At 63.5% G+C, this 24,630-nt stretch carries 31 protein-coding genes; 16 read left to right on the top strand and 15 right to left on the bottom strand.

What is annotated here, in order from left to right; translation table 11 throughout:
• The 3 genes from NKH99_RS09430 to NKH99_RS09440 are packed head-to-tail and all read left to right on the top strand — an operon-like array spanning position 1 to position 3,464.
• Positions 1–693, top strand: a complete 693-nt coding sequence (locus tag NKH99_RS09430; protein WP_352837375.1) for a response regulator — start codon at positions 1–3, stop codon at positions 691–693.
• Positions 681–2,267: an ATP-binding protein gene (locus NKH99_RS09435; protein WP_353013752.1), complete on the top strand. Its 1,587-nt coding sequence runs from the start codon at positions 681–683 to the stop codon at positions 2,265–2,267. Before NKH99_RS09430 ends, NKH99_RS09435 begins: the two co-directional genes overlap by 13 nt.
• Before the next feature lie 30 nt (positions 2,268–2,297).
• A complete protein-coding gene (locus NKH99_RS09440) occupies positions 2,298–3,464 on the top strand; it encodes an NAD(P)/FAD-dependent oxidoreductase (protein ID WP_352450228.1) in 1,167 nt (388 codons plus the stop codon).
• A gap of 36 nt (positions 3,465–3,500) precedes the next feature.
• Here the strand turns inward: NKH99_RS09440 and NKH99_RS09445 are convergent, their stop codons facing one another.
• The 4 genes from NKH99_RS09445 to NKH99_RS09460 all read right to left on the bottom strand — a co-directional run bounded on the left by NKH99_RS09445 (position 3,501) and on the right by NKH99_RS09460 (position 5,304).
• A complete protein-coding gene (locus tag NKH99_RS09445; RefSeq protein WP_353013754.1) occupies positions 3,501–3,989 on the bottom strand; it encodes an SRPBCC family protein in 489 nt (162 codons plus the stop codon).
• 39 nt (positions 3,990–4,028) lie between these two features.
• Positions 4,029–4,475: an SRPBCC family protein gene (locus NKH99_RS09450; protein ID WP_352541961.1), complete on the bottom strand. Its 447-nt coding sequence runs from the start codon at positions 4,473–4,475 to the stop codon at positions 4,029–4,031.
• The gene (locus NKH99_RS09455; protein ID WP_352684452.1) at positions 4,475–4,786 is read right to left on the bottom strand and encodes an ArsR/SmtB family transcription factor; all 312 of its coding nucleotides are present in this window, start codon (positions 4,784–4,786) and stop codon (positions 4,475–4,477) included. The genes NKH99_RS09450 and NKH99_RS09455 overlap by 1 nt, the downstream gene beginning before the upstream one ends.
• A gap of 92 nt (positions 4,787–4,878) precedes the next feature.
• Complete coding sequence (locus NKH99_RS09460; RefSeq protein ID WP_352450225.1) at positions 4,879–5,304, bottom strand: GNAT family N-acetyltransferase; 426 nt, start codon at positions 5,302–5,304, stop codon at positions 4,879–4,881.
• A gap of 167 nt (positions 5,305–5,471) precedes the next feature.
• Between NKH99_RS09460 and leuD the strand changes: the two genes are divergently transcribed.
• The 7 genes from leuD to NKH99_RS09495 all read left to right on the top strand — a co-directional run bounded on the left by leuD (position 5,472) and on the right by NKH99_RS09495 (position 9,562).
• Positions 5,472–6,077 (top strand): 3-isopropylmalate dehydratase small subunit, encoded by a 606-nt coding sequence (gene leuD / locus NKH99_RS09465; protein ID WP_353013756.1) that lies wholly within the window; start codon positions 5,472–5,474, stop codon positions 6,075–6,077.
• 56 nt (positions 6,078–6,133) lie between these two features.
• Positions 6,134–7,045: an Ivy family c-type lysozyme inhibitor gene (locus NKH99_RS09470; RefSeq protein WP_353013758.1), complete on the top strand. Its 912-nt coding sequence runs from the start codon at positions 6,134–6,136 to the stop codon at positions 7,043–7,045.
• 125 nt (positions 7,046–7,170) lie between these two features.
• A complete protein-coding gene (locus tag NKH99_RS09475) occupies positions 7,171–7,554 on the top strand; it encodes a RidA family protein (RefSeq protein ID WP_353013760.1) in 384 nt (127 codons plus the stop codon).
• A gap of 51 nt (positions 7,555–7,605) precedes the next feature.
• Positions 7,606–7,956, top strand: coding sequence for a VOC family protein (locus tag NKH99_RS09480; RefSeq protein ID WP_352570210.1), 351 nt, complete (start codon positions 7,606–7,608; stop codon positions 7,954–7,956).
• Positions 7,957–8,093: 137 nt separating this feature from the next.
• The gene (gene leuB / locus NKH99_RS09485) at positions 8,094–9,197 is read left to right on the top strand and encodes a 3-isopropylmalate dehydrogenase (protein WP_352577299.1); all 1,104 of its coding nucleotides are present in this window, start codon (positions 8,094–8,096) and stop codon (positions 9,195–9,197) included.
• A gap of 7 nt (positions 9,198–9,204) precedes the next feature.
• Positions 9,205–9,408 carry a hypothetical protein gene (locus NKH99_RS09490; protein WP_353013762.1) on the top strand — a complete coding sequence of 68 codons (204 nt, stop codon included), beginning with the start codon at positions 9,205–9,207 and terminating at the stop codon, positions 9,406–9,408.
• Positions 9,386–9,562, top strand: a complete 177-nt coding sequence (locus NKH99_RS09495) for a hypothetical protein (RefSeq protein ID WP_353013764.1) — start codon at positions 9,386–9,388, stop codon at positions 9,560–9,562. Before NKH99_RS09490 ends, NKH99_RS09495 begins: the two co-directional genes overlap by 23 nt.
• A 20-nt stretch (positions 9,563–9,582) precedes the next feature.
• Here NKH99_RS09495 and NKH99_RS09500 read toward each other — a convergent pair whose 3' ends face one another.
• Both NKH99_RS09500 and NKH99_RS09505 read right to left on the bottom strand, forming a co-directional pair.
• Entirely contained in the window at positions 9,583–10,299 is a 717-nt protein-coding gene (locus tag NKH99_RS09500; RefSeq protein ID WP_353013766.1) for a DUF805 domain-containing protein, read from the bottom strand.
• Between the two features lie 88 nt (positions 10,300–10,387).
• Complete coding sequence (locus NKH99_RS09505; protein ID WP_352615514.1) at positions 10,388–12,220, bottom strand: DEAD/DEAH box helicase; 1,833 nt, start codon at positions 12,218–12,220, stop codon at positions 10,388–10,390.
• A gap of 202 nt (positions 12,221–12,422) precedes the next feature.
• Here NKH99_RS09505 and NKH99_RS09510 point away from each other — a divergent pair, with 202 nt between their 5' ends.
• Entirely contained in the window at positions 12,423–12,572 is a 150-nt protein-coding gene (locus tag NKH99_RS09510; protein WP_352450216.1) for a hypothetical protein, read from the top strand.
• 106 nt (positions 12,573–12,678) lie between these two features.
• Positions 12,679–13,713: an aspartate-semialdehyde dehydrogenase gene (locus NKH99_RS09515; RefSeq protein ID WP_352470847.1), complete on the top strand. Its 1,035-nt coding sequence runs from the start codon at positions 12,679–12,681 to the stop codon at positions 13,711–13,713.
• A gap of 185 nt (positions 13,714–13,898) precedes the next feature.
• Here the strand turns inward: NKH99_RS09515 and NKH99_RS09520 are convergent, their stop codons facing one another.
• Positions 13,899–14,306 carry an ACT domain-containing protein gene (locus NKH99_RS09520; protein WP_352470915.1) on the bottom strand — a complete coding sequence of 136 codons (408 nt, stop codon included), beginning with the start codon at positions 14,304–14,306 and terminating at the stop codon, positions 13,899–13,901.
• A 255-nt stretch (positions 14,307–14,561) separates the two neighbouring features.
• Here NKH99_RS09520 and NKH99_RS09525 point away from each other — a divergent pair, with 255 nt between their 5' ends.
• Both NKH99_RS09525 and NKH99_RS09530 read left to right on the top strand, forming a co-directional pair.
• The gene (locus tag NKH99_RS09525) at positions 14,562–14,972 is read left to right on the top strand and encodes a DoxX family protein (RefSeq protein WP_353013768.1); all 411 of its coding nucleotides are present in this window, start codon (positions 14,562–14,564) and stop codon (positions 14,970–14,972) included.
• Between the two features lie 190 nt (positions 14,973–15,162).
• Positions 15,163–15,426, top strand: coding sequence for a YMGG-like glycine zipper-containing protein (locus NKH99_RS09530; protein WP_023680734.1), 264 nt, complete (start codon positions 15,163–15,165; stop codon positions 15,424–15,426).
• A gap of 72 nt (positions 15,427–15,498) precedes the next feature.
• Here the strand turns inward: NKH99_RS09530 and rpsP are convergent, their stop codons facing one another.
• The 7 genes from rpsP to NKH99_RS09565 form a co-directional block, all read right to left on the bottom strand.
• Entirely contained in the window at positions 15,499–15,900 is a 402-nt protein-coding gene (gene rpsP / locus NKH99_RS09535) for a 30S ribosomal protein S16 (protein WP_352470845.1), read from the bottom strand.
• Between the two features lie 50 nt (positions 15,901–15,950).
• Positions 15,951–16,277 (bottom strand): chorismate mutase, encoded by a 327-nt coding sequence (locus tag NKH99_RS09540; RefSeq protein WP_254817890.1) that lies wholly within the window; start codon positions 16,275–16,277, stop codon positions 15,951–15,953.
• A gap of 7 nt (positions 16,278–16,284) precedes the next feature.
• On the bottom strand, positions 16,285–17,913 hold the full coding sequence (gene ffh / locus NKH99_RS09545; protein WP_353013771.1) for a signal recognition particle protein: 1,629 nt from the start codon (positions 17,911–17,913) through the stop codon (positions 16,285–16,287).
• Positions 17,914–18,322: 409 nt separating this feature from the next.
• Positions 18,323–19,291: a CPBP family intramembrane glutamic endopeptidase gene (locus tag NKH99_RS09550; protein WP_353013773.1), complete on the bottom strand. Its 969-nt coding sequence runs from the start codon at positions 19,289–19,291 to the stop codon at positions 18,323–18,325.
• Between the two features lie 147 nt (positions 19,292–19,438).
• Positions 19,439–20,041: a DUF1236 domain-containing protein gene (locus tag NKH99_RS09555; RefSeq protein ID WP_352470842.1), complete on the bottom strand. Its 603-nt coding sequence runs from the start codon at positions 20,039–20,041 to the stop codon at positions 19,439–19,441.
• A gap of 63 nt (positions 20,042–20,104) precedes the next feature.
• A complete protein-coding gene (locus NKH99_RS09560; protein WP_353013775.1) occupies positions 20,105–21,199 on the bottom strand; it encodes a zinc-binding metallopeptidase family protein in 1,095 nt (364 codons plus the stop codon).
• A gap of 90 nt (positions 21,200–21,289) precedes the next feature.
• The gene (locus tag NKH99_RS09565) at positions 21,290–21,520 is read right to left on the bottom strand and encodes a hypothetical protein (protein WP_353013777.1); all 231 of its coding nucleotides are present in this window, start codon (positions 21,518–21,520) and stop codon (positions 21,290–21,292) included.
• 184 nt (positions 21,521–21,704) lie between these two features.
• Here NKH99_RS09565 and NKH99_RS09570 point away from each other — a divergent pair, with 184 nt between their 5' ends.
• Both NKH99_RS09570 and NKH99_RS09575 read left to right on the top strand, forming a co-directional pair.
• Complete coding sequence (locus NKH99_RS09570; RefSeq protein ID WP_352470839.1) at positions 21,705–22,505, top strand: lytic murein transglycosylase; 801 nt, start codon at positions 21,705–21,707, stop codon at positions 22,503–22,505.
• Between the two features lie 416 nt (positions 22,506–22,921).
• Positions 22,922–23,050, top strand: a complete 129-nt coding sequence (locus NKH99_RS09575; RefSeq protein ID WP_352541978.1) for a hypothetical protein — start codon at positions 22,922–22,924, stop codon at positions 23,048–23,050.
• A 270-nt stretch (positions 23,051–23,320) separates the two neighbouring features.
• Here NKH99_RS09575 and NKH99_RS09580 read toward each other — a convergent pair whose 3' ends face one another.
• Complete coding sequence (locus NKH99_RS09580) at positions 23,321–24,544, bottom strand: argininosuccinate synthase (protein ID WP_353013779.1); 1,224 nt, start codon at positions 24,542–24,544, stop codon at positions 23,321–23,323.
• Positions 24,545–24,630 lie beyond the last annotated feature (86 nt).

Below are 24,630 nucleotides of genomic sequence, written 5' to 3' on the forward strand. Positions count from 1 at the left end.
ATGCCGCACCACATACTGGTCGCCGACGACGACCCGCACATTCGCGAAATCATCTGCTTCGCGCTGGAAAAGGCCGGCATGAAAACGCTGGCGGTGCCGGACGGCGCGGCTGCCTTGCAGGCGATAGAGCGCCATGCGCCCGATCTCGTCGTGCTCGACATCGGCATGCCGGAAATGGACGGGCTGGAAGTGTGCCGGCGGCTGCGCCACACATCCGACCTGCCGGTGCTGTTCCTGTCCGCGCGGGATGAAGAGATCGACCGCGTGCTCGGGCTGGAGATGGGCGGCGATGATTATGTCATCAAGCCGTTCAGCCCGCGCGAGCTGGTCGCCCGCGTCAACGTCATTCTGCGCCGCGCGCGGCCCACGCCGGAACCAGCCGACGACCGGCAATTCTCGCATGGCAGACTGTTGCTGGTTCCGGCAAGCCATACAGCCAGCTTCGACGGCAAGCCGCTGGCGCTGACGTCGATCGAATTCGCGATCCTGAAAGGCTTTTTGGCGCGGCCGGCGCATGTGCTTGGCCGCGACATGGTGATGGCCAACGCCTATGCGGCCAATATCCATGTCGCAGACCGCACCGTCGACAGCCACATCCGCAATATCCGCGCCAAGCTGGCGGCCGTCGGCTGCGTCGATGCGATCGAGACCGTGCACGGCGTCGGTTTTCGGCTGGGCGGATGCGGCGCGTGAGCGCCCAAGAACTGATTGGCAGCAAATGGCGGCCTCGCCTCGCCACGGTCGTCATCGCCATCCTGATCATGGTGATGGCGCTGCCGCTGGCCGGCCTGTTTTTCTTCCGGCTCTACGAGAACCAGCTGATCCGGCAAACCGAGGCCGAGCTGATCGCCCAAGGCGCCGCCCTTGGCGCGATCTATGCGCAAGAGGTTCGCGAGGCCGGCATTGCCCCGGAAAAGCTAGGCGCACCCGTGCCTTCACCCAACACCAGCGATCGGGCCTCTCCCTACCAGCCGATCGAACCGGGCCTCGATCTTGCGTCCGACGGGATCCTGCCGACCCGGCCCGCGGCCACCGCGGCCAGCGCCGATCCCGCGTTCGCTTCAATCGGCGCACGCCTGTCGGGCATTCTTGCCGAGACGCAGAAGACCACGCTCGCCGGCTTCCGGCTGCTCGATCCCAGAGGCGTGGTCATCGCCGGCCGTGAGGAGGCCGGCCTGTCGCTCGCGGCTGTCGAAGAGATTCGCGCAGCGCTTGCCGGCCGCTACGCCAGCGCGCTCAGGCTGCGGGTTCCCGACCAGCCGTCGCCGCCGCTCTATTCGGTCAGCCGCGGCACCAAGGTTCGCGTCTTTGTCGCCATGCCGGTTGCGGTCTCCGGCAAGATCGCCGGCGTCGTCTATCTGTCGCGGACGCCGAACAACATCGTCAAGCATCTCTATGGCGAGCGCGGCAAGGTGGCGCTGGCGGCAATCGCCATCCTCGGCGGCGCGCTGCTGATCGGGCTGGTCTTCCTGCGCGCCGTCAGCCGTCCGATCTATGCGCTGATGGAACGCACGAAACGCATCGCCGCCGGCGACCGCGCGGCGATCAGGCCGCTCGATCACCACGGCACGCGCGAAATGGGTGAACTCTCTGCTGCTTTCCTCGACATGGCCGAAAAGCTGCACGCACGCTCCGACGGCATCCAGACCTTTGCCACCCACGTCTCGCACGAGCTCAAATCGCCGCTGACGGCGATCCAGGGGGCCGCCGAACTGCTGCGCGATTCGGGCAGCGCGATGGACGAGGCCGAGCGGCGGCGTTTTTCGGACAATATCGTCACCGATGCCGGCCGGCTCAACCTTCTGGTGCGCCGCCTGCTCGACCTGGCGCGCGCCGAAAATCTCGAACCGAGCGGCGAAAACACGTCGCTCACTGCTGCACTGGCGCTGCTGCCGGCCGACCACAGGCTGGCGCTGCGCCTCGAGGCGGGCGCCCAGATCGGTCTGCGCATATCGGCCGAAAACGCGGCGATCGTGCTGGCCAATCTCATCGACAATTCGGCGCGGCACGGCGCAACGCTGGTTTCGATCACGGCCGCAAGCGCGGACGGCAAGGCCACCATTGTGGTGGACGACGACGGCGCCGGCATTTCGCCCAGCAACCGAGGCCGCATCTTCGAGCCGTTCTTCACCACGCGCCGCGATTCCGGCGGCACCGGCATGGGCCTCGGCATCGTGCTGGCCCTCCTGAAAGCGCATGATGGCACGATCCGGCTGGTTGACTCGGCGAGCGGCACGCGCTTCGAGATCATCCTGCCGGCGGCGTGACGCGGCGGTTCAGATCGGAAGGGCCAAAAGGTGCATTACGACATCGTCATCATCGGCGGAGCCATCGTCGGCTCCTCGGTCGCCTATTATCTGCGCGAGGAAGGGTTTTCGGGCTCGATCGCGCTTGTCGAGCGCGACCCGCAATTTTCCCGCGCCGCGACCACGCTGTCCTGCGCCTCAATCCGCCAGCAGTTCTCGATCCCGGAAAACATCCGGCTGTCGCAATTCACGCTGAAACTGTTCCGGCGGCTCAGGGAAGAGTTTGGCGCGGACGCCGATATCGGCTTTCGCGAAGGCGGTTATCTCATCCTTGCCGGCGAGAACGGGCTGCCGATCCTGCGGGCCAACCACGAAGCGCAGATGGCCGAGGGCGCCGACATCGTGCTCGAGGATGCCGAGGCGCTCGTCCGCCGCTTTCCGTGGCTGTCGGTCGAGGGCATTTCCGCCGGCGCCTATGGCCGCAGCGGCGAAGGCTGGTTCGACGCGCACGCGATGCTGATGCTGTTCCGCAAGGCACTGCGAAGCAAGAACATTGATTTCATCACAGCGTCGGTGACCGGTATCGAGCGGCAGGGGAAGCGCGTCGCCGGTGTGACCCTCGACAATGGCGAGCGGCTCGAGGCCGGCACCGTCGTTAACGCCGCCGGGCCGAATGCCGGCAAGGTGGCAGCAATGGCCGGGCTGGCGCTGCCGGTGGAGCCGCGCAAGCGCAATGTCTTCGTCTTCGAGGCGCGCGAAAAATATGACGACATGCCGCTGCTGGTCGACCCGAGCGGCATCTATGTCCGGCCGGAGGGCTCGGTCTACATCACCGGCGGCGCCGAGCCGGAAGAGGGCGAAGGACCGGCCGACCCCGCCGACTTCGACCCCGACTGGCCGCTGTTCGAAGAGGTGATCTGGCCAGTGCTGGCGACCCGCATTCCGGCCTTCGAGGCGATCAAGCCGACGCGCGCCTGGGTCGGCCATTACGACTACAATACGCTCGACCAGAACGCGGTGATCGGCCCGCACCCGGAGGTCGGCAATTTCCTCTTCGCCAACGGGTTTTCCGGTCACGGCTTGCAGCAAGCTCCGGCGGTCGGCAAGGCGCTGGCCGAACTGATAGTACATGGCGGCTATCGCACGGTGGATTGCTCGGCGTTCGGGTACAGCCGGATTGCCGACGGGCGGCCGTTTCGGGAATTGAATGTAATTTAACGCTGGCGCGAAGGGATGCTACCGTTGCTTGGTGGATTAAGCCGCCGCCAAGCCGCCCGTACCAAGATACGCCTGAAGCCAGCCCAGCACCCGGGCCCAGCCTTCGGCATGCTTCGTTGCGGCAGCAGCGATGCCGGCGAAGCCGCCATGGCAGATGGTGACGCGTGTGCCGCCGGCGATCGGCTCCAGCAGCCAGGCGACTTTGGTTTCGCGGCGGCCAAGCGTCGGATGGTCCCAGTCGTATCTCCGCGTCTGCACGATCCGGCGCGGCTCTTCGATCTCCAGGAATTCGCCGCTGGCGGGCAGGTGTCTGCCGGCCGCCGTCTCGACGGTGACGCTCCAGCGGCCGCCGACGCGGAGGTCGGCCGCCCATCCGGTCATCCTGTAGGTCCTGGCGGACCCCCACCAGCGCTCGACCTCGCGTGTAACGAGGGCGTCAAAGATCCGCTCGGGCGGCGCGCGAACATCGGCGCTCGCCATAACGGTCTCGCCATTGGTCATGCTGTGCACCGCGGAACTGTACATCGCCCTGCCTCCAGAAAACGTTTCGCTATCGAAACAACCTCAAGCCTTCGACGCTGGGCGCGACAGGCCTTTGCCGGTTTCGAGCAGGCTCTTCAGGCTGGACAGGATGAGCGGCCAGCCGTTCGCCACATGGCCAAGCAGCTTGTGCGGTCCATCGGCTTCGTGTGTGATGGCGAGCTTCATCATCTCGCCCTCCTGCTCGAGGGCGAAGGTGCAGCGTGTGTAGCCGTCCGCCTTGACCTCGGGCATGAACTCGTTGCGCCATTTGAGCACGATGCGCTTGGGTGGATCGATCTCGAGGACCTCGCCGCTGTCGGTGACGCGGCCGTCGGTGTAAACCATCTTCCACGCCGAACCTTGTTTCCAGTCGCTTAGCATCTGAGCGCCGAGGAAATATTGCCGCTGGAACTCCGGCTCGGTCAGTGCTTGCCAGAGTTTTTCGGGCGAAGTGCGGATGTAGGTGACATAAACGAAAATGTTGCTCATCAGTCTTCCCTTTCGAGGCGTTTCTTCAAATCGCCGAGGGCGCCCAGTCGCCCCCGCTCGAATTTGCCGATCCAGCGTTCGGCGATCTCGTTGATGGGAATGGGATTCAGATAATGTTGCTTCTCGCGTCCCTTGCGGATGGTGGCGACGAGGTTCGCTTCTTCCAGGATCGCCAGATGCTTGGTCACCGCCTGGCGCGTCATGTCCATCTCACCGCACAGCGCGTTCAGCGTCTGCCCGTTCCTGGCATGAAGGCTGTCCAGCAATCGCCGGCGTGTCGGGTCGGCCAAGGCGCGAAAGACGGCATCCATGCTCATGACTCTAATATGCAACCATTTGGTTGCATGTCAAGAGGCAGAACCGTAGCCAAGAATGCGCGGGTTGAGGTCGCTGGGAGTGGATTTCAGCGCTTGCGGCCGAACCAGAATGCGTTGGGCATGCGCTCCATGCCGATACGCTCATAGAAGCCGACGGCGTCGGGTATGGAGATCAGGCTGATGGCAACGGAAGGTCCGAGTTGCCGGCGTGCCTCATCCATCAGACCCTTGCCGATACCCAGCCCTTGCGCCGATGCAGAAACAGCGAGCTCGGAGATATAGCAGACCCAGGAAAAGTCGGTGATGCCGCGAGCGACACCAACCAGCGGCTTGCCCGGTGCATCGATGCGCGCGGTGAGCACCAGGTCGGCACTCGTGAGCATCGCCTTCAAACGGGCATGATCATCGACGGGCCGTGTCTCGCCGAGGCCGGATTCCACCAGAACGCGGCGGAACTCGGCGATGCCGAGGCCCGGTTCGCTGGCGTAAAGGATCGTGGATCGCGTTGTCATGTCGACAAAAGTGCACCATGGGCCGGTGGTTTTGAAGCTGTTTTGTACCGATTTTGTGTTTCGATCGACGACGGAAGTCCAAAAACAGCCGTCTTTTATTTGCCCGCGGCATTGTGTAAACCGAGCGCCAGCAATTCCCCGCAACGAGAAGAAGACGGGCAAGAACCATGGAAAAATTCACCAAGCTCACCGGTGTCGCCGCGCCGATGCCGATCGTCAATGTCGACACCGACATGATCATCCCCAAGGATTATCTCAAGACGATCAAGCGCACCGGGCTCGGCACCGGCCTGTTCGCCGAAATGCGTTACAAGGACGACGGCTCGGAAAACCCGGACTTCGTGCTCAACAAGCGGGCCTACCGCAAGGCGCAGATCCTGGTCGCCGGCGACAATTTCGGCTGCGGCTCGAGCCGGGAACATGCGCCGTGGGCGCTGCTCGATTTCGGCATCCGCTGCGTCATCTCGACCTCGTTCGCCGACATTTTCTACAATAACTGCTTCAAGAACGGCATCTTGCCGATCACCGTCAGCCCGGAAAACCTGGAGAAGCTGATGGACGATGCCTCGCGCGGTTCCAACGCGACGCTGTCGGTCGATCTCGAAGCCAAGGAAATCCGCGGGCCGGACGGCGGCGTGGTCAAGTTCGACCTCGACGAATTCAAGCGCCACTGCCTCTTGAACGGCCTCGACGATATCGGCCTGACCATGGAGAAGGCCGGCGCCATCGCTTCGTTCGAGAAGAAGAACGCCGAGCTGCGGCCCTGGGCATAGGCTCTAAAGCCGCGCCGACGGTCAGCCTCTACGCCAAGTGTCCGGGGAGGGATGTGATGACACGCTTGCTTGTTGCCGCTGCCTGCGGACTGCCGCTGATGCTGCTGCCCCCGGCGAGCGTCTATGCCCAGACGCAGACGCCCGCCACGGAAGCGCCAGCGGCAGATCAAGGCGCCAGCGACACAGCCGCCGCCGACGATGACAAGCAGGCGCCGATCCCGTTCGAGGGCGGCCAGCTGACCATCACCCAGGAGGAAGAATACGGGGAACGGGTACTCGCCTTCGACGGCAAGGAACTGGCGCGCAATTACGACGTCTTCTTCGACAAGATCGTCGAGGTCGGCGGCGTCAAGGTGGCGCTGGTCGATGTCGGCGACGGCGGTAACCAGTGCGGCCCGGCCAAGGTGATCGTGTGGAAGCTGGAGGGCGGTGCGATCCAGACGACCACGGTCGAGCAGGATGAATGCGGCGCGCCGCCGGCCGCGATCTCCGACAGCGCCGTCTATTTCGTACCCTATCTGCTGCCGGGCGATTCCAAGCCGGCGCTGCAATGGTCGCCGACGGACGGACTGACGACGTCCGGCAATCTGACCTACATGCCGGAGCCGGGCACCGACTGGAAAGACATCGATCCGTCGAAATACGACAACATCATTGATGCCTTTCACAACGAGGCCGTCTACAGGCTAGCCGAGACGCTGCTCGGCAAGGACATGCCCGACATGGCGACCAGCCTGCTGGTCGGCGGCGGCACGGAAAAAACCGCGTCGGGTGCCTTCTTTGCCAGCGGCTGCGTGCCGCATGATTGCGGTGGCAATGACGGCTTCATGGCGGTCGACCCGGTCAAGCACAAGCTGTATTTCGCCCGCCGCGGCGACAAGCCCGAGCCGGACGCGTGGCCGGCGGTGAGTACATGGCCGGCCGACGTCAAGGAAGCGCTGGACAAGGCGCTGGGGTCGCCGAATTAGAAATCGTTCTGCCGCGATCCTTCGCGCGCCCCTCTGTCCTGCCGGACATCTCCCCCACTTGGGGGGAGATCGGCCGTCACCGCCGCTTTCGCCAAACCGCCTACGCTGCAAAAAAGGAGGACACCATGCGAAAACTGATCTCCACCGGTTCGCCCTTCGAGAAGACCGCCGGCTATTCGCGCGCCGTGGTGCAGGGCGACTGGTGTTTCGTGTCCGGAACGACCGGCTACGATTATGCGACCATGTCGATGCCGGAGACCGTGGAGGCACAAACGCGCAATTGCCTGACGACGATCGCCAAGGCGCTCGGGGACGGCGGCTTCGAGACGGCCGATGTGGTGCGGGCGCATTACTATATCACCGATGCGGCTTTCGTGGATGTGGTGTTCCCGATCCTCGGCGAGGCCTTTGGCGAGATCAGGCCGGCGGCAACGATGATCGTGTGCCAGGTCAACAAGCCGGAGATGAAGATCGAGATCGAGGTGACGGCGCTGCGGCGCACAGCCTGATGCCTGTCACGGTTGCGACAACGACACGGTTAGCACGAGGATCGGCCCATGGTGAAGGTCAGGCGCATCGTTGCAAACATAGACACGCAGGATATCGCGGCGGCAAAACCCTTCTATCAGGATGTGCTCGGCCTCGATCTCAAGATGGATATGGGCTGGATCGCTACCTACGGCTCGCAAGAGACGATGTCCGTGCAGGTCAGTTTCATGGCCGAAGGGGGATCAGGAACGCCGGTGCCGGACATCTCTATCGAAGTCGACGACGTCGATGCCGCGCTTGAAAGCATGAGGACGGCCGGCTTTGCCATCGAATACGGTCCGGCGGACGAACCCTGGGGCGTGCGGCGCTTCTTCGTACGCGACCCGTTCGGCAGGCTGGTCAATATCCTTTCGCATCTCTAGGCATTTTGTCTTGAGCATCGGATTTTCCCAAAACCGGTTTCCACTTTTGGGTCCGATGCTCTGAACCGCAGGCTTGCGCGCCGGCCGCTTGGCGTTTAGCAAGGCCGCGGCTCACGACACAATCAGGACGGTTCCCCATGGCTTCGAAAAATCTTCTCCTGCTTGCCGGCGACGGCATCGGCCCCGAGGCGATGGCCGAGGTGAAGAAGCTGATTTCCGCCATGAACGACAGGCTCGGCAGCGATTTCGTCACCGATGAGGGCCTTGTCGGCGGCTGCGCCTACGACGCGCATGGCGCGGCGATTTCCGATGCCGACATGGCCAAGGCAATGGCGTCGGACGCGGTGCTGTTCGGCGCCGTCGGCGGACCGAAATGGGATGCGGTGCCTTACGAGGTGCGCCCGGAGGCGGGTCTGCTGCGGCTGCGCAAGGACATGGAGCTGTTTGCCAATCTCAGGCCGGCAATCTGCTATCCGGCGCTGGCGGCGTCCTCCTCGCTGAAGCAGGAGGTGGTCGAGGGGCTCGATATCCTGATCGTGCGCGAGCTCACCGGCGGCGTCTATTTCGGCGAGCCTAAGCAGATCATCGACCTCGGCAACGGCCAGAAGCGCGGCATCGACACCCAAATATACGATACGTTCGAGATCGAGCGCATTTCGGGCGTTGCCTTCGAATTGGCGCGCACGCGCAAGAATCACGTCACCTCGATGGAAAAGCGCAATGTGATGAAGTCGGGCGTGCTGTGGAACGAGGTCGTCACCCAGACGCACAAGGCCAAGTATGCCGACGTCAAGCTCGATCACATGTTGGCCGATGCTGGCGGCATGCAGCTGGTGCGCTGGCCGAAGCAGTTCGACGTCATCGTCACCGACAATCTGTTCGGCGACATGCTGTCCGACATCGCCGCCATGCTGACCGGCTCGATCGGCATGCTGCCGTCGGCCTCGCTCGGCGCGCCGGATGCGAAGACAAAAAAGCGCAAGGCGCTCTACGAGCCGGTGCACGGCTCGGCGCCCGACATCGCTGGCAAGGGCATCGCCAATCCGATCGCCATGATCGCCTCCTTCGCCATGTGCATGCGCTATTCCTTCGGCATGGTTGAAGAGGCCGACCGGCTGGAAGGCGCGATCGCCGCCGTGCTCGATCAGGGCTTGCGCACCAGGGATATTCATTCACCGGGGATGACCGAGGTCGGCACCGCTGAGATGGGCGACGCGATCATCGCCAAATTTTTGGGGTGACAGGTGTATGGGTGAGGTGCAGCGCGCCATTGAAAGAGATCTTCTCGGCGAGCACCAACGCCAGGCTGAGTTTCGCGGCGATCAACACCTCGCGCCATTGCTGCAGTTCATCTGCGACCGATATCAGGTCGAAAAGAGCGATTTCTACCTGCTAGAAGTCATTCCCGATCAAATACGAGTTGTGTCTCTTGATCTGGCTTTGGCCGGATAGGGTGGTCGACTGCGAAATCGCCTATGAAGGGTCCACATTCGAGGTTGTCGGGACGGAAACGATCCAGACCCACAAGAAGACCCTTCGTGGTCATTCCGCGAAGGACTTCAAGATCATCGAACGCATCGCCTTGAGCGAACACAAGCAGCTTTAGCAGAACCAACTCAGGTGAGGTTATGCGGTCTTGATCCCCTCCGGCACCGGACCCCACTGGTTTTCGCGCGGCTGCGTCGGGATCAGCGCAAAGATCAGGATGATCACGGTGCCGAAGGTCGGGATCAGGAAAAGCAGGAAGAGCCAGCCGGTCAGGCCGGTATCGTGCAGGCGACGCACGTTGAGCCCGAACCACGGCAGGGCTGTCGCCAGCAGGAAGAGACCGGAAAGGCCGACCGTCACTGCCGGCAATTCACTGTTGTCGAGATTGCCCATGGCGTCGTCGATAAAGACGCCGAGTCCTATGATCACGATCAGCGCGATCGTCCAGAACAGACAATAGCCCCAATACTCCTTGCGGCGGGCACGGCCGGCGAAGTTGAAGTAATTCTCGGTCAGACCCCACCAGAAGTAGCTCCACAGGCCAGCCGATTCGGCCGGACTTTGTTCAGCGGAACGGCCGAAATGTTGCGGCTGACGTGCCGCGGGCGCATTGCCGGCCTGAGTTGGGGCGGCGGTTGCAGTGGAGGCGTCGGCGGGCGCACTGGCAGGTTGGGCGCGGATCGAAAAAACATCGCGTGCCCGTCCGCCAGCCGGCTGGAATTCGACGGTCGTACCTCCGGCAACCGATGCTTCGCGGCGCAAATCTTCGCGCGCCAAAGTGTAGCGGTTGCCGTCGGCTCCGGTGATGAAGCCGAAACCCTGGTCTTCGTCGTAATGAAGAACTTCGCCGCGCATGTCCTGCCCACCCCCATTTCCCCGCCCCAGACTGTGCAAAGTTCCGGCAGACCGCAAGGGGCGTGCGGAAATGGAGAGTGCTGGCTATTTACCCCGGCCGTTTCTTCGATTTCTTGTGTTTCGCAGGTCCGCCTTCGAACTTCGCCTTGGCCGGTTTCCCGGCCCAGGGCTTCGCCTCGAATGCCGGGCGCTGGTCGGCCGGTGCGCGCTTCTCGAATTTGGGCGTGTTCTGATCGAAGGTGCGCTTGCCGCGGTGCGGCTTCTTGTCGGGTCGTGGTTCCTGGTAGCCGGCCCGCGACAAATCCGGCGTGCCATCCAGCCGCTTGACCGCAATGTTGCCCTGCAGCTTGCGGTCGGGGCCGATCGCAGCGAGGAAACGCTCGGCCCAGTCCGCCGCGATCTGCACGAAGGTTTCCTCCGGCTGCATCTTGATGGCGCCGATCTCGCGCTTAGAAATGCCGCCTGTCCGGCACAGCATCGGGATCAGCCAGCGTGGCTCGGCATTCTGCCGGCGTCCGACCGACAGCGAGAACCAGACGCTGTCGCCGAAATCGTCGCGGCGGCTCGGTGCCTCATCCCGGCGCGCAAATTTTTCGCCCGACGGCGTGAACGGTGCCACGTCGAGAAGATCTTCCGGCGCCGAGTGGCTGGAGCGGCACATCCGCACGAAGGCGGCGGCAACCCGTTCGGGCCCGTGCTGATCGAGAAGCGCCTCGACGAAGCCGCGCTCCTCATCCTTCATAGGCTCGCTGAAGACCGGATCAGCGAGAATGCGCTCATCGTCGCGCCGTATCACGTCGTCGGCCGACGGCGGGCTCGCCCAGGTTGCCGCAAGGCCGGCACTTTGCAGCAGCCGCTCGGTGCGCCTGCGGGCACTATTGGGCACGATCAGCGCGCTGACGCCCTTGCGTCCCGCACGACCCGTGCGTCCGCTTCGGTGCAGGAGCGTTTCCGGGTTGGTCGGCAGGTCGGCATGGATCACCAGCTCGAGATTGGGCAGGTCGATGCCGCGTGCCGCGACGTCGGTGGCGATGCAGACCTTGGCGCGGCCGTCGCGCATCGCCTGCAGCGCGTGGCTGCGCTCGTTCTGGCTAAGCTCGCCGGACAGCGCCACGACGGAAAAGTTGCGGTTGTTGAAGCGTGCCGTCAGATGGTTGACGGCGGCGCGCGTGTTGCAGAACACCAGCGCGTTCTTGGCCTCGTAATAGCGCAGCACGTTGATGATGGCGTTTTCGCGGTCCGCCTGGGCGACGCTCAGCGCCCGGTATTCGATGTCGAGATGCTGCTTTTCCTCGCCGGAGGCCGAGATGCGCACAGCATCGCGCTGGTAGCCCTTGGCCAGCGTGGCGATGGAGCGCGGCACGGTCGCGGAAAACATCAGCGTGCGGCGGTCGGCGGGCGCGGCATCGAGGATGAATTCCAGATCCTCGCGAAAGCCGAGATCGAGCATCTCGTCGGCCTCGTCGAGCACCACTGCCTTGAGCGCCGACATGTCGAGCGAATTGCGGGTGATGTGATCGCGCAGGCGGCCGGGCGTGCCCACGACGATATGGGCGCCGCGCTCCAGTGCGCGCCGTTCGGTGCGCATGTCCATGCCGCCGACGCAGGACGCCACCGTGGCGCCGGTCAGTTCGTAGAGCCATTCCAGCTCGCGCGTTACCTGCAGGGCCAACTCCCGCGTCGGCGCCACGGCCAGCGCCAGGGGTGCCGCCGCGTGGGAAAAGCGCTCCGCGCCATCGAGAAGGGTCGGCGCCAAAGCCAGACCAAAGGCGACGGTCTTGCCGGAGCCGGTCTGGGCCGAAACCAGCGCATCGGCCTGGCCAAGCTCGAGAACGGCGTTCTGCACCGGCGTCAGCTCGACATAGCCGCGTTTTTCCAGCGCCTTTGCCAGCGCGGGAACAATAGCTTCGAAGTTGGACATCTTGCTCTTTCGAAATTCGGATTCTGAATACCCGGCGACGGGTCAAATGTCGGCAAGCGCCCACAGACGGGCGCCACGAGCCAGACGATGCTCGTTCGTACTTGGTGCCGCCGTCATTGTACAGGGCGGGCGGGTCGGCCTGCTTGCGATTGACTCTAGACGTAAACCGCGTAAAAGCCGGCACCGAACGGGATAGTTTTCGATGCGCGGCCTTTTGATGGCGCTTTCTGCCTTCGACATCCCCGGCCCCAATGCGAACCATTGGGCCGGGCGCGTCGCTGCGTCTCCTCGTTCCAGCAAAATCACGTTCTTGCTCAAAAAAACCGGCAAAACGACCACCAAAACGGTCTGATTCCCTTGGCCTAACCACCCTCTCCCGGGTCCGGCCCGGGGGTTGAAACCCGCATCGGCCGGCGGGTTTTCTCCAGAAACCGAGCGGAGAGGGACAGGAGATTTCGATGAGTTTCAAGGTTGCGATCGTCGGCGCCACGGGCAATGTGGGCCGGGAAATGCTCAACATACTGGAGGAACGCGGCTTTCCGGTGAGCGAGGTGGTGGCGCTGGCCTCGCGGCGCAGCCAGGGCACGGAAGTGTCGTTCGGCGACCGCACGCTGAAGGTCAGGGCGCTCGACCAATATGATTTTTCCGACACCGACATCTGCATCATGTCGGCCGGCGGCAACGTCTCCAAGGAATGGTCGCCGAAGATCGGCAAGCAGGGCTGCGTCGTCATCGACAATTCGTCGGCCTTCCGCTACGACCAGGACGTGCCGCTGATCGTTCCGGAAGTGAACCCGGATGCGATCTCGCTGTTCACGCGCAAGAACATCATTGCCAACCCGAACTGCTCGACGGCGCAGCTGGTCGTGGCGCTGAAGCCGCTGCATGACGCGGCCACCATCAAGCGCGTCGTCGTCGCCACCTACCAGTCGGTCTCCGGCGCCGGCAAGGAAGGCATGGACGAATTGTTCACGCAGACGCGCGCGGTGTTCGTCGCCGACCAGGTCGACATCAAGAAGTTCACCAAGCGTATCGCCTTCAACGTCATCCCGCATATCGACGTCTTCCTCGACGACGGCTTCACCAAGGAAGAGTGGAAGATGGTGGCCGAGACCAAGAAGATGCTCGACCCGAAGATCAAGCTGACGGCGACCTGCGTGCGCGTGCCGGTGTTCATCGGCCATTCGGAAGCGGTCAACATCGAGTTCGAGAAGCCGATCACCGCCGATGAGGCGCGCGAGATCCTGCGCGAGGCGCCGGGCTGCCAGGTCATCGACAAGCGCGAGGACGGCGGCTACATCACGCCGCTGGAATCGGCCGGCGAGGACGCCACCTTCATCTCGCGTATCCGCGAGGACTCGACCATCGACAACGGCCTGTCGATGTGGATCGTCTCCGACAATCTGCGCAAGGGCGCGGCACTCAATGCGGTGCAGATCGCCGAACTGCTGGTCGAGCGCGGGCTGATCCAGCCGAAGAAGAAGGCGGCATAGTTCGCTCACGGCCGTATCGCCGCTAGCGCGGCTGGCCTCCGCGGGGGCGCCGGAAGGCCGGCGGCCCGCAGTCGCGGGCTCGGCCTTCGGCCGTTTGCGCCCTTCTCGCCGTTCACGGGGAGAAGGTTCCGGCAGGCGTATGAGGGGCAGCGCAGGCGTCTCAAATAGGCAGCAAGGCGCCGGTGTCACAGCCGGTTCTCCTCCGCTAGGTCCAACAGCAACTCCAGCGCCTCCTCCGCCCGGTCGGCGGGCACGAACAGGTGATCGTGGTAGAAGGCCGAGACCGGATTGACGCCGATGCCGGCGGTGGCCAGCCGCGCGGTGATGGCGGCGAGGAAGCCGACCGCTTCCAGCGACGAATGGATGTTCAGCGTCAGCATCCGGCAGCGGAACACGGTTTTCAGTCCAGCGGCCTTGGCATGGTCTTCAAGCACGATCAGCGTCGTGCCCTCGCGCTCGCGAAATAGCATCACCGGGTGGAGCCTGTCGGGAACGGGCGCATGGGGTGGCAACGTGGTGAAGACATGAACGCCGGCAAGCAATTCCGGCGTCATTGCCGCCAGCAACTGTTTCAGGTCGGTCTCTCCGGCCATCGGTTGCTTTCGCTGTGCGATCAGGCTGCTGCTGCCGTCGCGCGCTCGGAAGACACCTCTACGGATTTTCAATAACGCCCTCCACCTCACCCCGCAAGGTGGACTTGGCCAGGTTCGTTGCTGACTGAACGTAAACACCCAAGGTTCGCCCCTGGAGTGAAAAGAATTGGAGGCATGTCGGATCGCCGTCATGGGCCGCGTCCTTGGTTCGAGCTGGCGGAGAGCCAGTGCTCACAACGACCGGAGGGAACATCAATGACCATGTCTCAGGCAGCACCCGTCTCATCGCGTGCCTTGTGGGCCGGCCGCGTGCTCAGCGCCGTAGTCGTGCTGTTCATGATCTTCGACGGCGTCATCAAGCTACCGCCGCTCGAAATCGTCACCCAGACCATGGTGCAGCTCGGCTGGCCGGCCGATGCCAATGTCTCGCGCATGCTCGGCATCATTGGACTGGTCTCGACAGCGCTTTACGCGCTGCCGCGCACCTCGGTGCTCGGCGCCATCCTGCTCACCGCTTATCTCGGCGGCGCCGTCGCCACGCATGTGCGTATCGGCAGCCCTTTGTTCTCGCACATACTGTTCGGCGTCTATCTCGGCGCCGTCCTCTGGGGTGGCCTGTATCTGCGCGATCCAAGGGTGCGCGCGTTATTCCCGTTCAGCCAGTAGCGCGACATCGAAAGCCGCTCGATGGTGGCCAGGCCGCCAGAGCGGGCGCGGTCTGCCGCCGCCTTTCTACTCTTTGGATCAAATTGAGCGCCGCCGGGCGGCAGCCGATCTTCTTCTTTGGATCAAATCGCCTGGTTGCGAGTTAGGGGGTGCAGCGGCGAGGACGGCACCCTGTTGGAGAGGAACGACAATGAAAAAGGTGATGATCTTGATGGCCCTGCTGGTGCCGCTCGGTGCCTGCTCCCGTACTGAGCAAGGCGCGGCAGTTGGTGGCCTGGGCGGTGCGGCGGTCGGCGCTGCTGTGGCCGGCAACCCGACCAAGGGCGCGGTGATCGGCGGTGCGGCCGGCGCTTTGGCCGGTGCGCTGATCGGCCGTGCCAGCGAAAGCGGCCAATGCCGTTATCGCGATCGTAACGGTCGTGTCTACGTTGCGAGTTGCCCGGAAGGCTATTGATCGGGCCGCATCATATGGATGTAATAGCAAAACGGCGGGCAGGGCCCGCCGTTTCGTGGTTGTGGAGATGATTTATTCGGCACTGGCGGCTTCCGCCTCGGCCGGCGCGGCTGCAGCGGCGACAACGGCCGCGGCGGCATCTTCCTGCGCCTTCTTCAGCAAGGCTGCGCGCTCCTGCGCCTTCTTGCCGGGCTCGGCCTTCTTCGGGTTGGAGCGGGCTTCGCGCTTGGCGATGCCGGCTTCATCGAGGAAGCGCAGCACGCGGTCGGTCGGCTGGGCGCCATGCGACAGCCAATGCTTGACGCGCTCGGCGTCGACCTTGACGCGTTCGCCGTCCTTGGGCAGCAGCGGATTCCACGAGCCGAGCGACTCGATGAAACGGCCGTCGCGCGGCGAACGCGCGTCGGCGACGACGACATGGTAATAGGGACGCTTCTTCGAGCCCGCACGGGCCAATCGGATTTTCAGTGGCATTTCTTTTCTCCTAAAAGCTCTGATCTGGTTGATCGGTTGGTGGCTGGTCCTCAGCCGGTTTTCGTCACGCCGTTGGATGCGGCGATCTGCTCGTGATGGCGGATCACTTCGCGGACGACGAAGTTCAGGAATTTCTCCGCGAAATCCGGGTCGAGATGGGCGTCCTTCGCCAGTTGGCGAAGACGGGCGATCTGCTCCTGCTCGCGCGCCGGGTCGGCAGGCGGCAGGCCATGTTCCGCCTTCAGCACGCCGACTGCCTTGGTGCAGCGGAAGCGCTCGGCCAGCATGTGGATCAGCGCCGCGTCAATATTGTCGATCGAGGCGCGATAATTGGCCAGCGCCGCACGCGCGTCCGCCATGTCCTTCTCTTCGTTCATGGCGCCCTCACTTCTTCTTGCCGAGGCCATTCTTGCCAAGCATTGGCAGCCCGCCACCGCCCGGCAGGCCGGGAAGTTTCATGCCGCCGGGCAGCCCAGGCAGGCCACCGCCACCGGGAAGACCACCGGGCAGGCCCTTCATGCCGCCGAGCCCGGCGGCCTGCGCCTGCTTCTGCAAGGCTTCGAGCTGCTTGGGGTCCATCTTGGAGAGGTCCGGCATGCCGCCGCCCATTATGCCGCCTCCGGGACCGCCTGGGCCGCCAGGCATCATGCCGCCGAGCCCCATCTTGGAAGCGAGGCCGCCCATCATGCCGCGCATCAGGCCGCCGCCTTTGCCCTTGCCGCCCATCGCCTTCATCATGTCGGCCATGCCGCGATGCATCTTTAACAGTTTGTTGATTTCGGCCGCGTCGGTACCCGAGCCGGCGGCGATGCGCTTCTTGCGCGAGTGCTTCAGAATATCGGGGTTGGCGCGCTCGGTCTTGGTCATCGACGAGATGATGGCGAGCTGGCGGCCGAACATCTTGTCGTCGAGACCGGCGGCGGCCATCTGGTCCTTCATCTTGCCCATGCCGGGCATCATGCCCATGATGCCGCCCATGCCACCCATTTTCGACATTTGCTGAAGCTGGCCGGCGAGGTCGTTCAGGTCGAACTTGCCCGACTGCATCTTCCTGGCCATCGCCGCCGCCTGCTCGGCGTCGATGTTCTCGGCCGCCTTTTCGACGAGGCTGACGATGTCGCCCATGCCGAGGATGCGGTCGGCGATGCGCTTGGGGTGGAATTCCTCCAGCGCGTCCATTTTTTCGCCGGTGCCGATCAGCTTGATCGGCTTGCCGGTGACGGCGCGCATCGAGAGCGCCGCACCACCGCGGCCGTCGCCGTCCATGCGGGTCAGCACGAGGCCGGTGATGCCGACGCGCTCGTCGAAGCTTTTTGCCAGATTGACGGCGTCCTGGCCGGTCAGCGAATCGGCGACCAGCAGGATCTCGTGCGGCGACGACATCTTCTTGATGTCGGCCATCTCGACCATCAACGGCTCGTCGATATGGGTGCGGCCGGCGGTATCGAGGATGACGACGTCATGGCCGCCGAGCTTGGCCGCCTGCACGGCGCGGCGGGCGATATCGACCGGCGTCTGGCCGGCGACGATCGGCAATGTGGCGACCTTGACCTGCTCGCCGAGCTGGCGGAGCTGCTCTTGCGCGGCGGGACGCCGCGTGTCGAGCGAGGCCATCAAGACTTTCTTGTTTTGACGGTCGGCGAGGCGCCTGGCGATCTTGGCCGAGGTCGTCGTCTTGCCGGAACCCTGCAAGCCGACCATCATGATGACGACCGGAGCCGGTGCATTGAGGTCGATGGCGACGCCCTCGGCGCCGAGCATCTCGACCAGCTCGTCATGGACGATCTTGACGACCATCTGGCCGGGCTTGATCGACTTGACCACGGCGGCGCCGACGGCCTTCTCGCGCACCTTGTCGGTGAAGGAACGCACAACTTCCAGCGCCACGTCGGCCTCGAGCAACGCACGGCGCACCTCGCGCAACGCCGCCGAGACATCAGCCTCCGACAAGGCGCCGCGGCCGGTGAGGCCGTTCAGGATCGAACCAAGGCGCTCTTGCAGGGACTCAAACATTGGTCAACCCGCCGCGCGACAGCGCCTTGGATTCATTTTGACCCCTGTCGGGCCGAAGGCCCTCCACGCCTCTTGTGCGTTCCTGTAGCGATTCAAACATTCTTCTTCCTTTTCCCTGGCACCCGGATGATGCCCGAGAGGTAATGCGTTCGCGCCAACTGTCCAAGCAAAAGCCGGTCCGGGCAAAGCCCAAAGCCAAAAAGCACCCGGGGGCGCACAGCGCTGCCGGGTGTTGGCCTCCGGGATCGATTTACAGCACTTCACCTCAAGGAGGTTTCGGCGTCCCGGTCGGTTTGCTCGGAGGAATACTCGTCGCGGAATTCGCGGCGTGTAGACAGGAAATCGGCCGCAGAGTCAAGCTTTGGTCAAGCTTTGCGTCAAATAGCTCAGGACGACCAGGCAATGCACATCAGCGCACGCTGCCGGCGCGCGCCATATCCGGCTCGACCTTCAGCGGTGAGCGCGGATGTAAAAGCAGCAGAACGGTCAACAGGCTGCTGACGATGCCGATCGAAGCGATGAGGACGGCGTCTGAAGTCGTCCAGCCCGCGGCTTCGAGCGGCTTGGCGTTGAACAGGGCGAAGGAATTATAGCTTTGCTGGTGCGAAATCAGCAGGAAGCCGGTCAGATTGTTGCCGAGATGGGCGCCAAAGCCGGCACCGAGATTGCCGGTTGCATAGACCAGAAGCGTCAGCAGCAGCGCAAAGGCGGCGATCGAGGCCAGCACGCAGGCATTGATGGCAGCGCTCGAACCTGGACTCCAGTGCAGGGAGGTGAACAGCAATCCCGGCAGCAGCGCCCAGATGAAAGGGTTCCGGAACCGGCTCGCCAGGCCCCTGAGCAGATAACCGCGAAACAGCATCTCCTCCGACGAGGTCTGCAGAAAGGTCAGGGCGGCGATCGGGATCAGGAACGAAAGCCACGCGGACAGGCCGATCGCGCCGCGCGCGATGTCGGGCTGCAAACCATAAAGCAGGATCTCGGAAAGCAGCGAGGTGATCAGCACCGCGGTCAGTCCTCTCAGGAACCCCGACCAAGAAATGCGCCGGCTGACGCCAATCAGGGCTGTCAGCTTCTCGCGATGGATCCAGCGCATGGCAGCCCAAAGGCCGAGCCAGATTCCGGCAAATGAAGCCAGCGCCGCGAGGATGCCCGCAGGAGAGGCCATGAAATCCTGCACCGCTCCTCCACCTGGCGGGGCGGTGCCAGACGATGCCTGCCAAACGGCAAAGGCATAGGTGCCGCCGAACAGCACGGCGGCAGTGGTTCCGAGCCAGAACAGGATGACGACCACCGCTCCAAGCAGAAGCCGCGGCAAAGTGGTCTTGTTGTTGGCGGTGTGCCGGTACTGTTGGAAGGCGGTTGGGTCGATCGTCACGCGGGCTCGCTGGCTGGTGCTTCGGCTCGCAAGGTCTAGAACATCGGCCCCAATGTGGAAACCGGTATTGCAGCGGCAATGCCGGCTTGTGGCAATGTCGGGAGTGCGAGCGGCCGCCATTACAGGGCGACCGCCCTGTTTGTATCGTCAGCGCACGACGTACACGATACGCCGGCTGCCCGGATCGACCAGTGCCGGCTGGCCGTTCACATAGACGTAGCGGTAATCATAGTCCGGAATCTCGCGCAGCTCGACGGTGTCAGGCAACGTCGCGCCCGTCACCACCTCGCCCTCGAGATAGACCGGATCGAGCCGATGCGTACGTACATAGGTACGGATCTCGGCCGGCGGTCTCCGGATAGGCTCGATCGCCTCGCCGGCGACGATTGCTCCGGTATAGCTGTCGGAATACTCGACGCTATCGGCGGGCGGCGTCACGACGGCAATGTCGGCGCTGGCCGGACGCTGTGTCAGGACCACACGGCTGCCGCCGAAATCGGCCGTCACATAGTCGGAATAGACCCAGCCCTGGCCGTTGGCCTCGGCGATGGTGCACCATTTGCTGTTGGCGATGCAGCCGTCGAGCGTCGCCGACTGGCCGGCCGCAAGCACGCCGATCACCGGATATTGCGGGCCGGGGCCGGCGCGTACATTGAGATCAGTGATGGCCGAGACGGCGGTGTCGGCCAAGGCAGAGCCCGACATCGCCATGAGCGCTCCGGCCACCGCCGGAAACAATATGCGTTTCATGGTCTTCTCTCCGTTTCACAGTCCCTTGGCACGGAAAACGAAGCAAAGCCGCATGCGTTCCGGCTAAAAGGCTTCGGCCGGCTCACGATTTGTTCCAGTCGTTTTCGGCAGGTCGGTCAAAAGCTCGTGAACAAAAGCAAGTTTTTGCGCCGCCACGTCCGAGATGACGAAGGGATAGAGATCGGGCAGGCCCATGCAGCGGTTGATCGAGTTGGACGCCTCCGACAGCACCAGCCAGCGGTCGAGAATCCTTTCGAAAGGCTCTGGCCTGGAGGCGGGTTCCGATGGTGCCGGCTGCAGCTTGCCGCCGGTATCGGCGCGCGGCAGCTCGTTGGCTTCAACGGTTTCCAGCCGGCCGAGCGGGAAATTCAGGGCATGCACCATCTCCAGCGTGTCGGTGATGTGCATGTGATGCGCCCATGTCTCGGCCCAGTCCTCCCATGGGTGCGACGTCGCATAGGCCGAGATATGGCGCTGCTGCCAGTCGGGCGGCGCGCCATCGGCATAATAGGTCTTCAGCGCCTGTTCGTAGCCGGCGCGCTCGTCGCCGAACAAAGCGCGAAAACCGGCAAGCTTTTGCGAATCGTCGCGGATCAGGCGGTCCCAGTAATAATGGCCGAACTCATGGCGGAAATGGCCGAGCAGCGTGCGGTAGTTCTCGCCCATCTCGACGCGACGCCGTTCGCGCTCTGCCGAATCCGCCTCGGCGACGTTGAGCGTGATCCGGCCGTTGTCATGACCCGTCAGGATACGTTCGCCGCCCGGACCGCCGCCGATCGGATCGGCAAGAAAATCGAAAGCGAGACCGATCTCGTCGCCAACGTCCTGCTTGGGTGCGACCGGCAGGCCGAAGGCGAGCAGCGAATAGACGGCACGCTTCTTTGCCGCCTCGACACGGATCCAGCGGCGGCGATTGCCGTCGACCGACAGATCCGGGATCAGCTGGTTCAGCGCACAGGCGCGGCAGAAGGCGTGGCCGGGCTCCGCCATCCAGTTGCAGGCGCATTCGTCGGCATTGGTGCAATGGAAGACCTCGGCCCCGGACAGCGCGAAGCGCGCATGCTCGGGATCGTAGAGCACGAGGCTGGCGCAGTTCAGGCATTGCGCGTTCTCGAAATAGAGACGGTGGCCGCACTGCGGGCAGTCGAAAAGCTTCATTGGCGTCTCAAATCATTCGAAATGCGGAGGACGATACGAGCAGGAGAACGCCAAACGCCTGTCAGCTGCCGACGTTCCTGCCGGCAGATGCTATTTTGCCGCAAGCTGGGCGACGACCTCCTTGGCCACTGCCTCGCCCGACAATCTGGCGCCGCCGCAGGTCTGCATCAGCGGACAGGCCAAATGCTCGCCGGCGAAGAAGATCTTTTCCGCCACGGGCTGCATCAGCGTGGCGCGCTTGCGAGTGGCCGGGCCGCGCCGCCGCATAGCATACAAACCGCTCAGCGCCCCGCCGATGATCACGACATCAACGTCTTCCATGCTTATTCTGTCCCGCCACAATAATTACTTGATCGTAGGCAAATTCCCGGGCGTCCGCCAGTGTGGTGGATTTGAGGTTCCTGCTGTATTGAGTGCATCGGCGTGGCGCCGGGGCAGTGACAAGCAGGTGTTTCGCAGGCAAGTTCGCAATTGGGAACGTGATTCAGGCAACCAGGAGAGCAGCATGGCATTTCTTGCCAAGGGGAAGATGTTTGTAGTGGCCACGGTGGTGGCGGTGCTTGCGCTGGCGACGGGCGCGCAGGCGGCGGCCAGCTGTGGCAAGAGCGGCGCCGGCTTCGAGGCATGGAAACCGGAGTTCGCCGCGGAGGCGAAGGCCGACGGTGTCGGCTCGAAGGGTCTGGCCGCTCTGGCTCGCGCAACCTACGCGACAAAGACGATCTCCGTCGACCGCGCCATCCATAAGGCTTTCAGCGGCTCGGTGGAAGCTTTCATGAAGCGCCGTGGCGCGTCCGCGATCATTGCCAGGGGCCGTGCGCTGAAGAAGGCCAATGCTGCGCTGTTCGACAAGATCGAACGGAATTACGGCGTGTCGCCGGGCGTGTTGCTCGCCATCTGGGGTATGGAGACCGGCTTCGGTTCCGCCATGGGCAACCAGAATACGGTCTCCGCCATTTTAACGCTGGCCTATGACTGCCGCCGTCCGGAGTTCTTCTACCCGCATGCCATTGCGGCCCTGAAGCTGGTTGATCGCGGAGCGTTGAGCGCCTCGTCGGTCGGTGCCGCGCATGGCGAGATTGGCCACACGCAGTTCCTGCCCGGAAATGTTTTGACGTATGGTGTCGGAAACAAAAACCTGCGCGACAAGAGCACTGCGTTGGCTTCTACCGCCAACTTCCTCAAGAGTCATGGTTGGCGGGCCGGCGCGAGCGCGCAGGCGAATATGGGCGCAATTGCTGGCTGGAATTCGGCGAGCGTCTATCAACAGGCCATCGCCCGTATGGCCACGGCGATCGATGCCGACTGATAGAAAATCTCTATTCGACAGAAAGCCCGGCCATGCGCCGGGCTTTTTTGCGGGTGGTCTATCCAGAGCATTTCACGGCCGGATTGAATCCCGCCGGGGCCCCTGCCGCGAGGGTAACGGCATGGATACTCGGGTCTTCGCAACGTCGCTCCGCTCCTGCTCCGCTCTGGGATGACGAAGCGAGGGAGGCTTCGGCCAATCTCAAGGTTGCCGTTTGCCGGCAAAATTACGCTGCAACAGTACTAGTTCCTCTGCACAGAGGTTTGGTTCTTTGACAGAGCCTGAAAGGGCTGTGGATGGGAGCCTGCCGATCGGGCTGCCAATCGCCAAGGTTTGCGATTAGCGATAAGCCACCACATCTTCGTCATCCTCGGGCGGAGCAGGAGCGAAGCGACGTTGCGGAGACCCGAGGATCCATGCCGTTACGTCAGCCGAAGAAGGCAGCGGTTCAGAACGGCGCTTGCGTCTGCACCAGCGCCGGCTACCCTTCAACCGTCACCGGCCATGCCACCATGACCGCGAGCCAGAAGCGCGGTACGAGCTGATCGAGAAGACCAACCCGGAGTGGTTCGAGCTTTTTCGCGGAACGGGGTGGTAGACTCCGGTCCGCAGGAGCACTGCCGCTAGGGAACGGCATGGATCCCAAGGTCTGCGCCGCGTCGCTTCGCTCCTTGCTCCGGCCTGGGATGACGAAGTCGAGGGGTGTCTCAGCAAATCTCCGAGGTTGCGATTTGCAGCTGAAATTGGCCGCTGACGGAACTATCGACGGTTGCTGCCGCTTCCAACCCGTCAAAATCACTGTGCAGAGAAACTGGCTATTTTCTACGGTTACGCGCCGCCAGTGTCCTCAGCCTGAGCGCGTTGAGGCGGATGAAACCTTCTGCGTCCTTCTGATCATAGGCGCCGCGGTCGTCCTCGAAGGTGACCAGCGCGTCGGAATAGAGCGTCTTCCTCGACTTGCGGCCGGTGACAATCACGTTGCCCTTGTAGAGCTTCAGCCGCACCGTGCCTTCGACGTCTTCCTGGCTCTTGTCGATCATTGCCTGCAGCATCAGCCGCTCGGGCGCGAACCAGAAGCCGTTGTAGATCAGCTCGGCATAGCGCGGCATGAACTCGTCCTTGAGGTGGGCCGCACCACGGTCGAGCGTAATCGATTCGATCGCCCGATGGGCGGCGATCAGGATGGTGCCGCCGGGGGTCTCGTAGACACCGCGTGATTTCATGCCGACGAAACGGTTCTCGACCAGGTCGAGCCGGCCGATGCCATTGTCACGGCCGAGATCGTTCAGCGCCGCCAGCATCGTCGCCGGCGAGAGTTTCTTGCCGTCGAGCGCGATCGGATCGCCCTTGAGGAATTCGATCTCGATCTCGGTGACCTCATCCGGCGCATCCATCGGCGAGATGGTGCGCTGGTGGACGAATTCCGGCGGCTCGCTCCACGGGTCCTCCAGCACCTTGCCCTCGGAGGAGGAGTGCAGCAGGTTAGCGTCGACGGAAAACGGCGCATCGCCCTTCTTGTCCTTCGGCACCGGGATCTGGTGCTGCTCGGCGAAGTTGATGAGATCGGTGCGCGACTTGAACGACCAGTCGCGCCACGGCGCGATAACCTTGATGTCGGGATTGAGCGCATAGGCTGAGAGCTCGAAACGAACCTGGTCGTTACCCTTGCCGGTGGCACCATGGGCGATGGCATCGGCGCCGGTCTCTTTTGCGATCTCGACAAGATGTTTCGAAATCAGCGGCCGGGCGATCGAGGTGCCGAGCAGATAGGTGCCTTCATAGACGGCGTTGGCGCGGAACATCGGAACGACGAAATCGGATACGAACTCCTCGCGGACATCGACGATGCGGATGTCCTTGATGCCCATCATCTCGGCCTTGCGTCTGGCCGGCTCCAGCTCGCCACCCTGGCCTAGATCGGCGGTGAAGGTCACGACCTCGGCGCCGAGCTCGGTCTGCAGCCATTTCAGGATGATCGAGGTGTCAAGGCCGCCGGAATAGGCGAGCACGACTTTCTTGACGGCTTTTGCTTTCGACATGGTGGGCGGTTCCGCGACAGGGGTTCTTCGCGGGCGAGGTATCACGCCATTTTAGGCCAGCGCAAGGGACGAACGATGCCTGGACC

This window comes from Mesorhizobium sp. M0854, assembly GCF_040319815.1.
Taxonomy (GTDB): domain Bacteria; phylum Pseudomonadota; class Alphaproteobacteria; order Rhizobiales; family Rhizobiaceae; genus Mesorhizobium.

Bases quoted from the DNA above. Each gene is read 5' to 3' on its own strand.
- NKH99_RS09530 (WP_023680734.1), top strand. From the start codon at position 15,163: ATGAAAAAGGTGATGATCTTGATGGCCCTGCTGGTGCCGCTCGGTGCC.
- NKH99_RS09525 (WP_353013768.1), top strand. From the start codon at position 14,562: ATGACCATGTCTCAGGCAGCACCCGTCTCATCGCGTGCCTTGTGGGCC.
- NKH99_RS09575 (WP_352541978.1), top strand. From the start codon at position 22,922: ATGCCGTTACGTCAGCCGAAGAAGGCAGCGGTTCAGAACGGCGCTTGC.
- NKH99_RS09520 (WP_352470915.1), bottom strand. From the start codon at position 14,306: ATGGCCGGAGAGACCGACCTGAAACAGTTGCTGGCGGCAATGACGCCG.
- NKH99_RS09445 (WP_353013754.1), bottom strand. From the start codon at position 3,989: ATGTACAGTTCCGCGGTGCACAGCATGACCAATGGCGAGACCGTTATG.
- ffh (WP_353013771.1), bottom strand. From the start codon at position 17,913: ATGTTTGAGTCCCTGCAAGAGCGCCTTGGTTCGATCCTGAACGGCCTC.
- NKH99_RS09435 (WP_353013752.1), top strand. From the start codon at position 681: ATGCGGCGCGTGAGCGCCCAAGAACTGATTGGCAGCAAATGGCGGCCT.
- NKH99_RS09430 (WP_352837375.1), top strand. From the start codon at position 1: ATGCCGCACCACATACTGGTCGCCGACGACGACCCGCACATTCGCGAA.
- NKH99_RS09580 (WP_353013779.1), bottom strand. From the start codon at position 24,544: ATGTCGAAAGCAAAAGCCGTCAAGAAAGTCGTGCTCGCCTATTCCGGC.
- NKH99_RS09560 (WP_353013775.1), bottom strand. From the start codon at position 21,199: ATGAAGCTTTTCGACTGCCCGCAGTGCGGCCACCGTCTCTATTTCGAG.
- NKH99_RS09540 (WP_254817890.1), bottom strand. From the start codon at position 16,277: ATGAACGAAGAGAAGGACATGGCGGACGCGCGTGCGGCGCTGGCCAAT.
- NKH99_RS09510 (WP_352450216.1), top strand. From the start codon at position 12,423: ATGCGCGGCCTTTTGATGGCGCTTTCTGCCTTCGACATCCCCGGCCCC.
- NKH99_RS09555 (WP_352470842.1), bottom strand. From the start codon at position 20,041: ATGAAACGCATATTGTTTCCGGCGGTGGCCGGAGCGCTCATGGCGATG.
- NKH99_RS09470 (WP_353013758.1), top strand. From the start codon at position 6,134: ATGACACGCTTGCTTGTTGCCGCTGCCTGCGGACTGCCGCTGATGCTG.
- leuB (WP_352577299.1), top strand. From the start codon at position 8,094: ATGGCTTCGAAAAATCTTCTCCTGCTTGCCGGCGACGGCATCGGCCCC.
- rpsP (WP_352470845.1), bottom strand. From the start codon at position 15,900: ATGCCACTGAAAATCCGATTGGCCCGTGCGGGCTCGAAGAAGCGTCCC.
- NKH99_RS09500 (WP_353013766.1), bottom strand. From the start codon at position 10,299: ATGCGCGGCGAAGTTCTTCATTACGACGAAGACCAGGGTTTCGGCTTC.
- NKH99_RS09570 (WP_352470839.1), top strand. From the start codon at position 21,705: ATGGCATTTCTTGCCAAGGGGAAGATGTTTGTAGTGGCCACGGTGGTG.
- NKH99_RS09450 (WP_352541961.1), bottom strand. From the start codon at position 4,475: ATGAGCAACATTTTCGTTTATGTCACCTACATCCGCACTTCGCCCGAA.
- leuD (WP_353013756.1), top strand. From the start codon at position 5,472: ATGGAAAAATTCACCAAGCTCACCGGTGTCGCCGCGCCGATGCCGATC.
- NKH99_RS09455 (WP_352684452.1), bottom strand. From the start codon at position 4,786: ATGGATGCCGTCTTTCGCGCCTTGGCCGACCCGACACGCCGGCGATTG.
- NKH99_RS09565 (WP_353013777.1), bottom strand. From the start codon at position 21,520: ATGGAAGACGTTGATGTCGTGATCATCGGCGGGGCGCTGAGCGGTTTG.
- NKH99_RS09515 (WP_352470847.1), top strand. From the start codon at position 12,679: ATGAGTTTCAAGGTTGCGATCGTCGGCGCCACGGGCAATGTGGGCCGG.
- NKH99_RS09490 (WP_353013762.1), top strand. From the start codon at position 9,205: ATGGGTGAGGTGCAGCGCGCCATTGAAAGAGATCTTCTCGGCGAGCAC.
- NKH99_RS09505 (WP_352615514.1), bottom strand. From the start codon at position 12,220: ATGTCCAACTTCGAAGCTATTGTTCCCGCGCTGGCAAAGGCGCTGGAA.
- NKH99_RS09460 (WP_352450225.1), bottom strand. From the start codon at position 5,304: ATGACAACGCGATCCACGATCCTTTACGCCAGCGAACCGGGCCTCGGC.
- NKH99_RS09475 (WP_353013760.1), top strand. From the start codon at position 7,171: ATGCGAAAACTGATCTCCACCGGTTCGCCCTTCGAGAAGACCGCCGGC.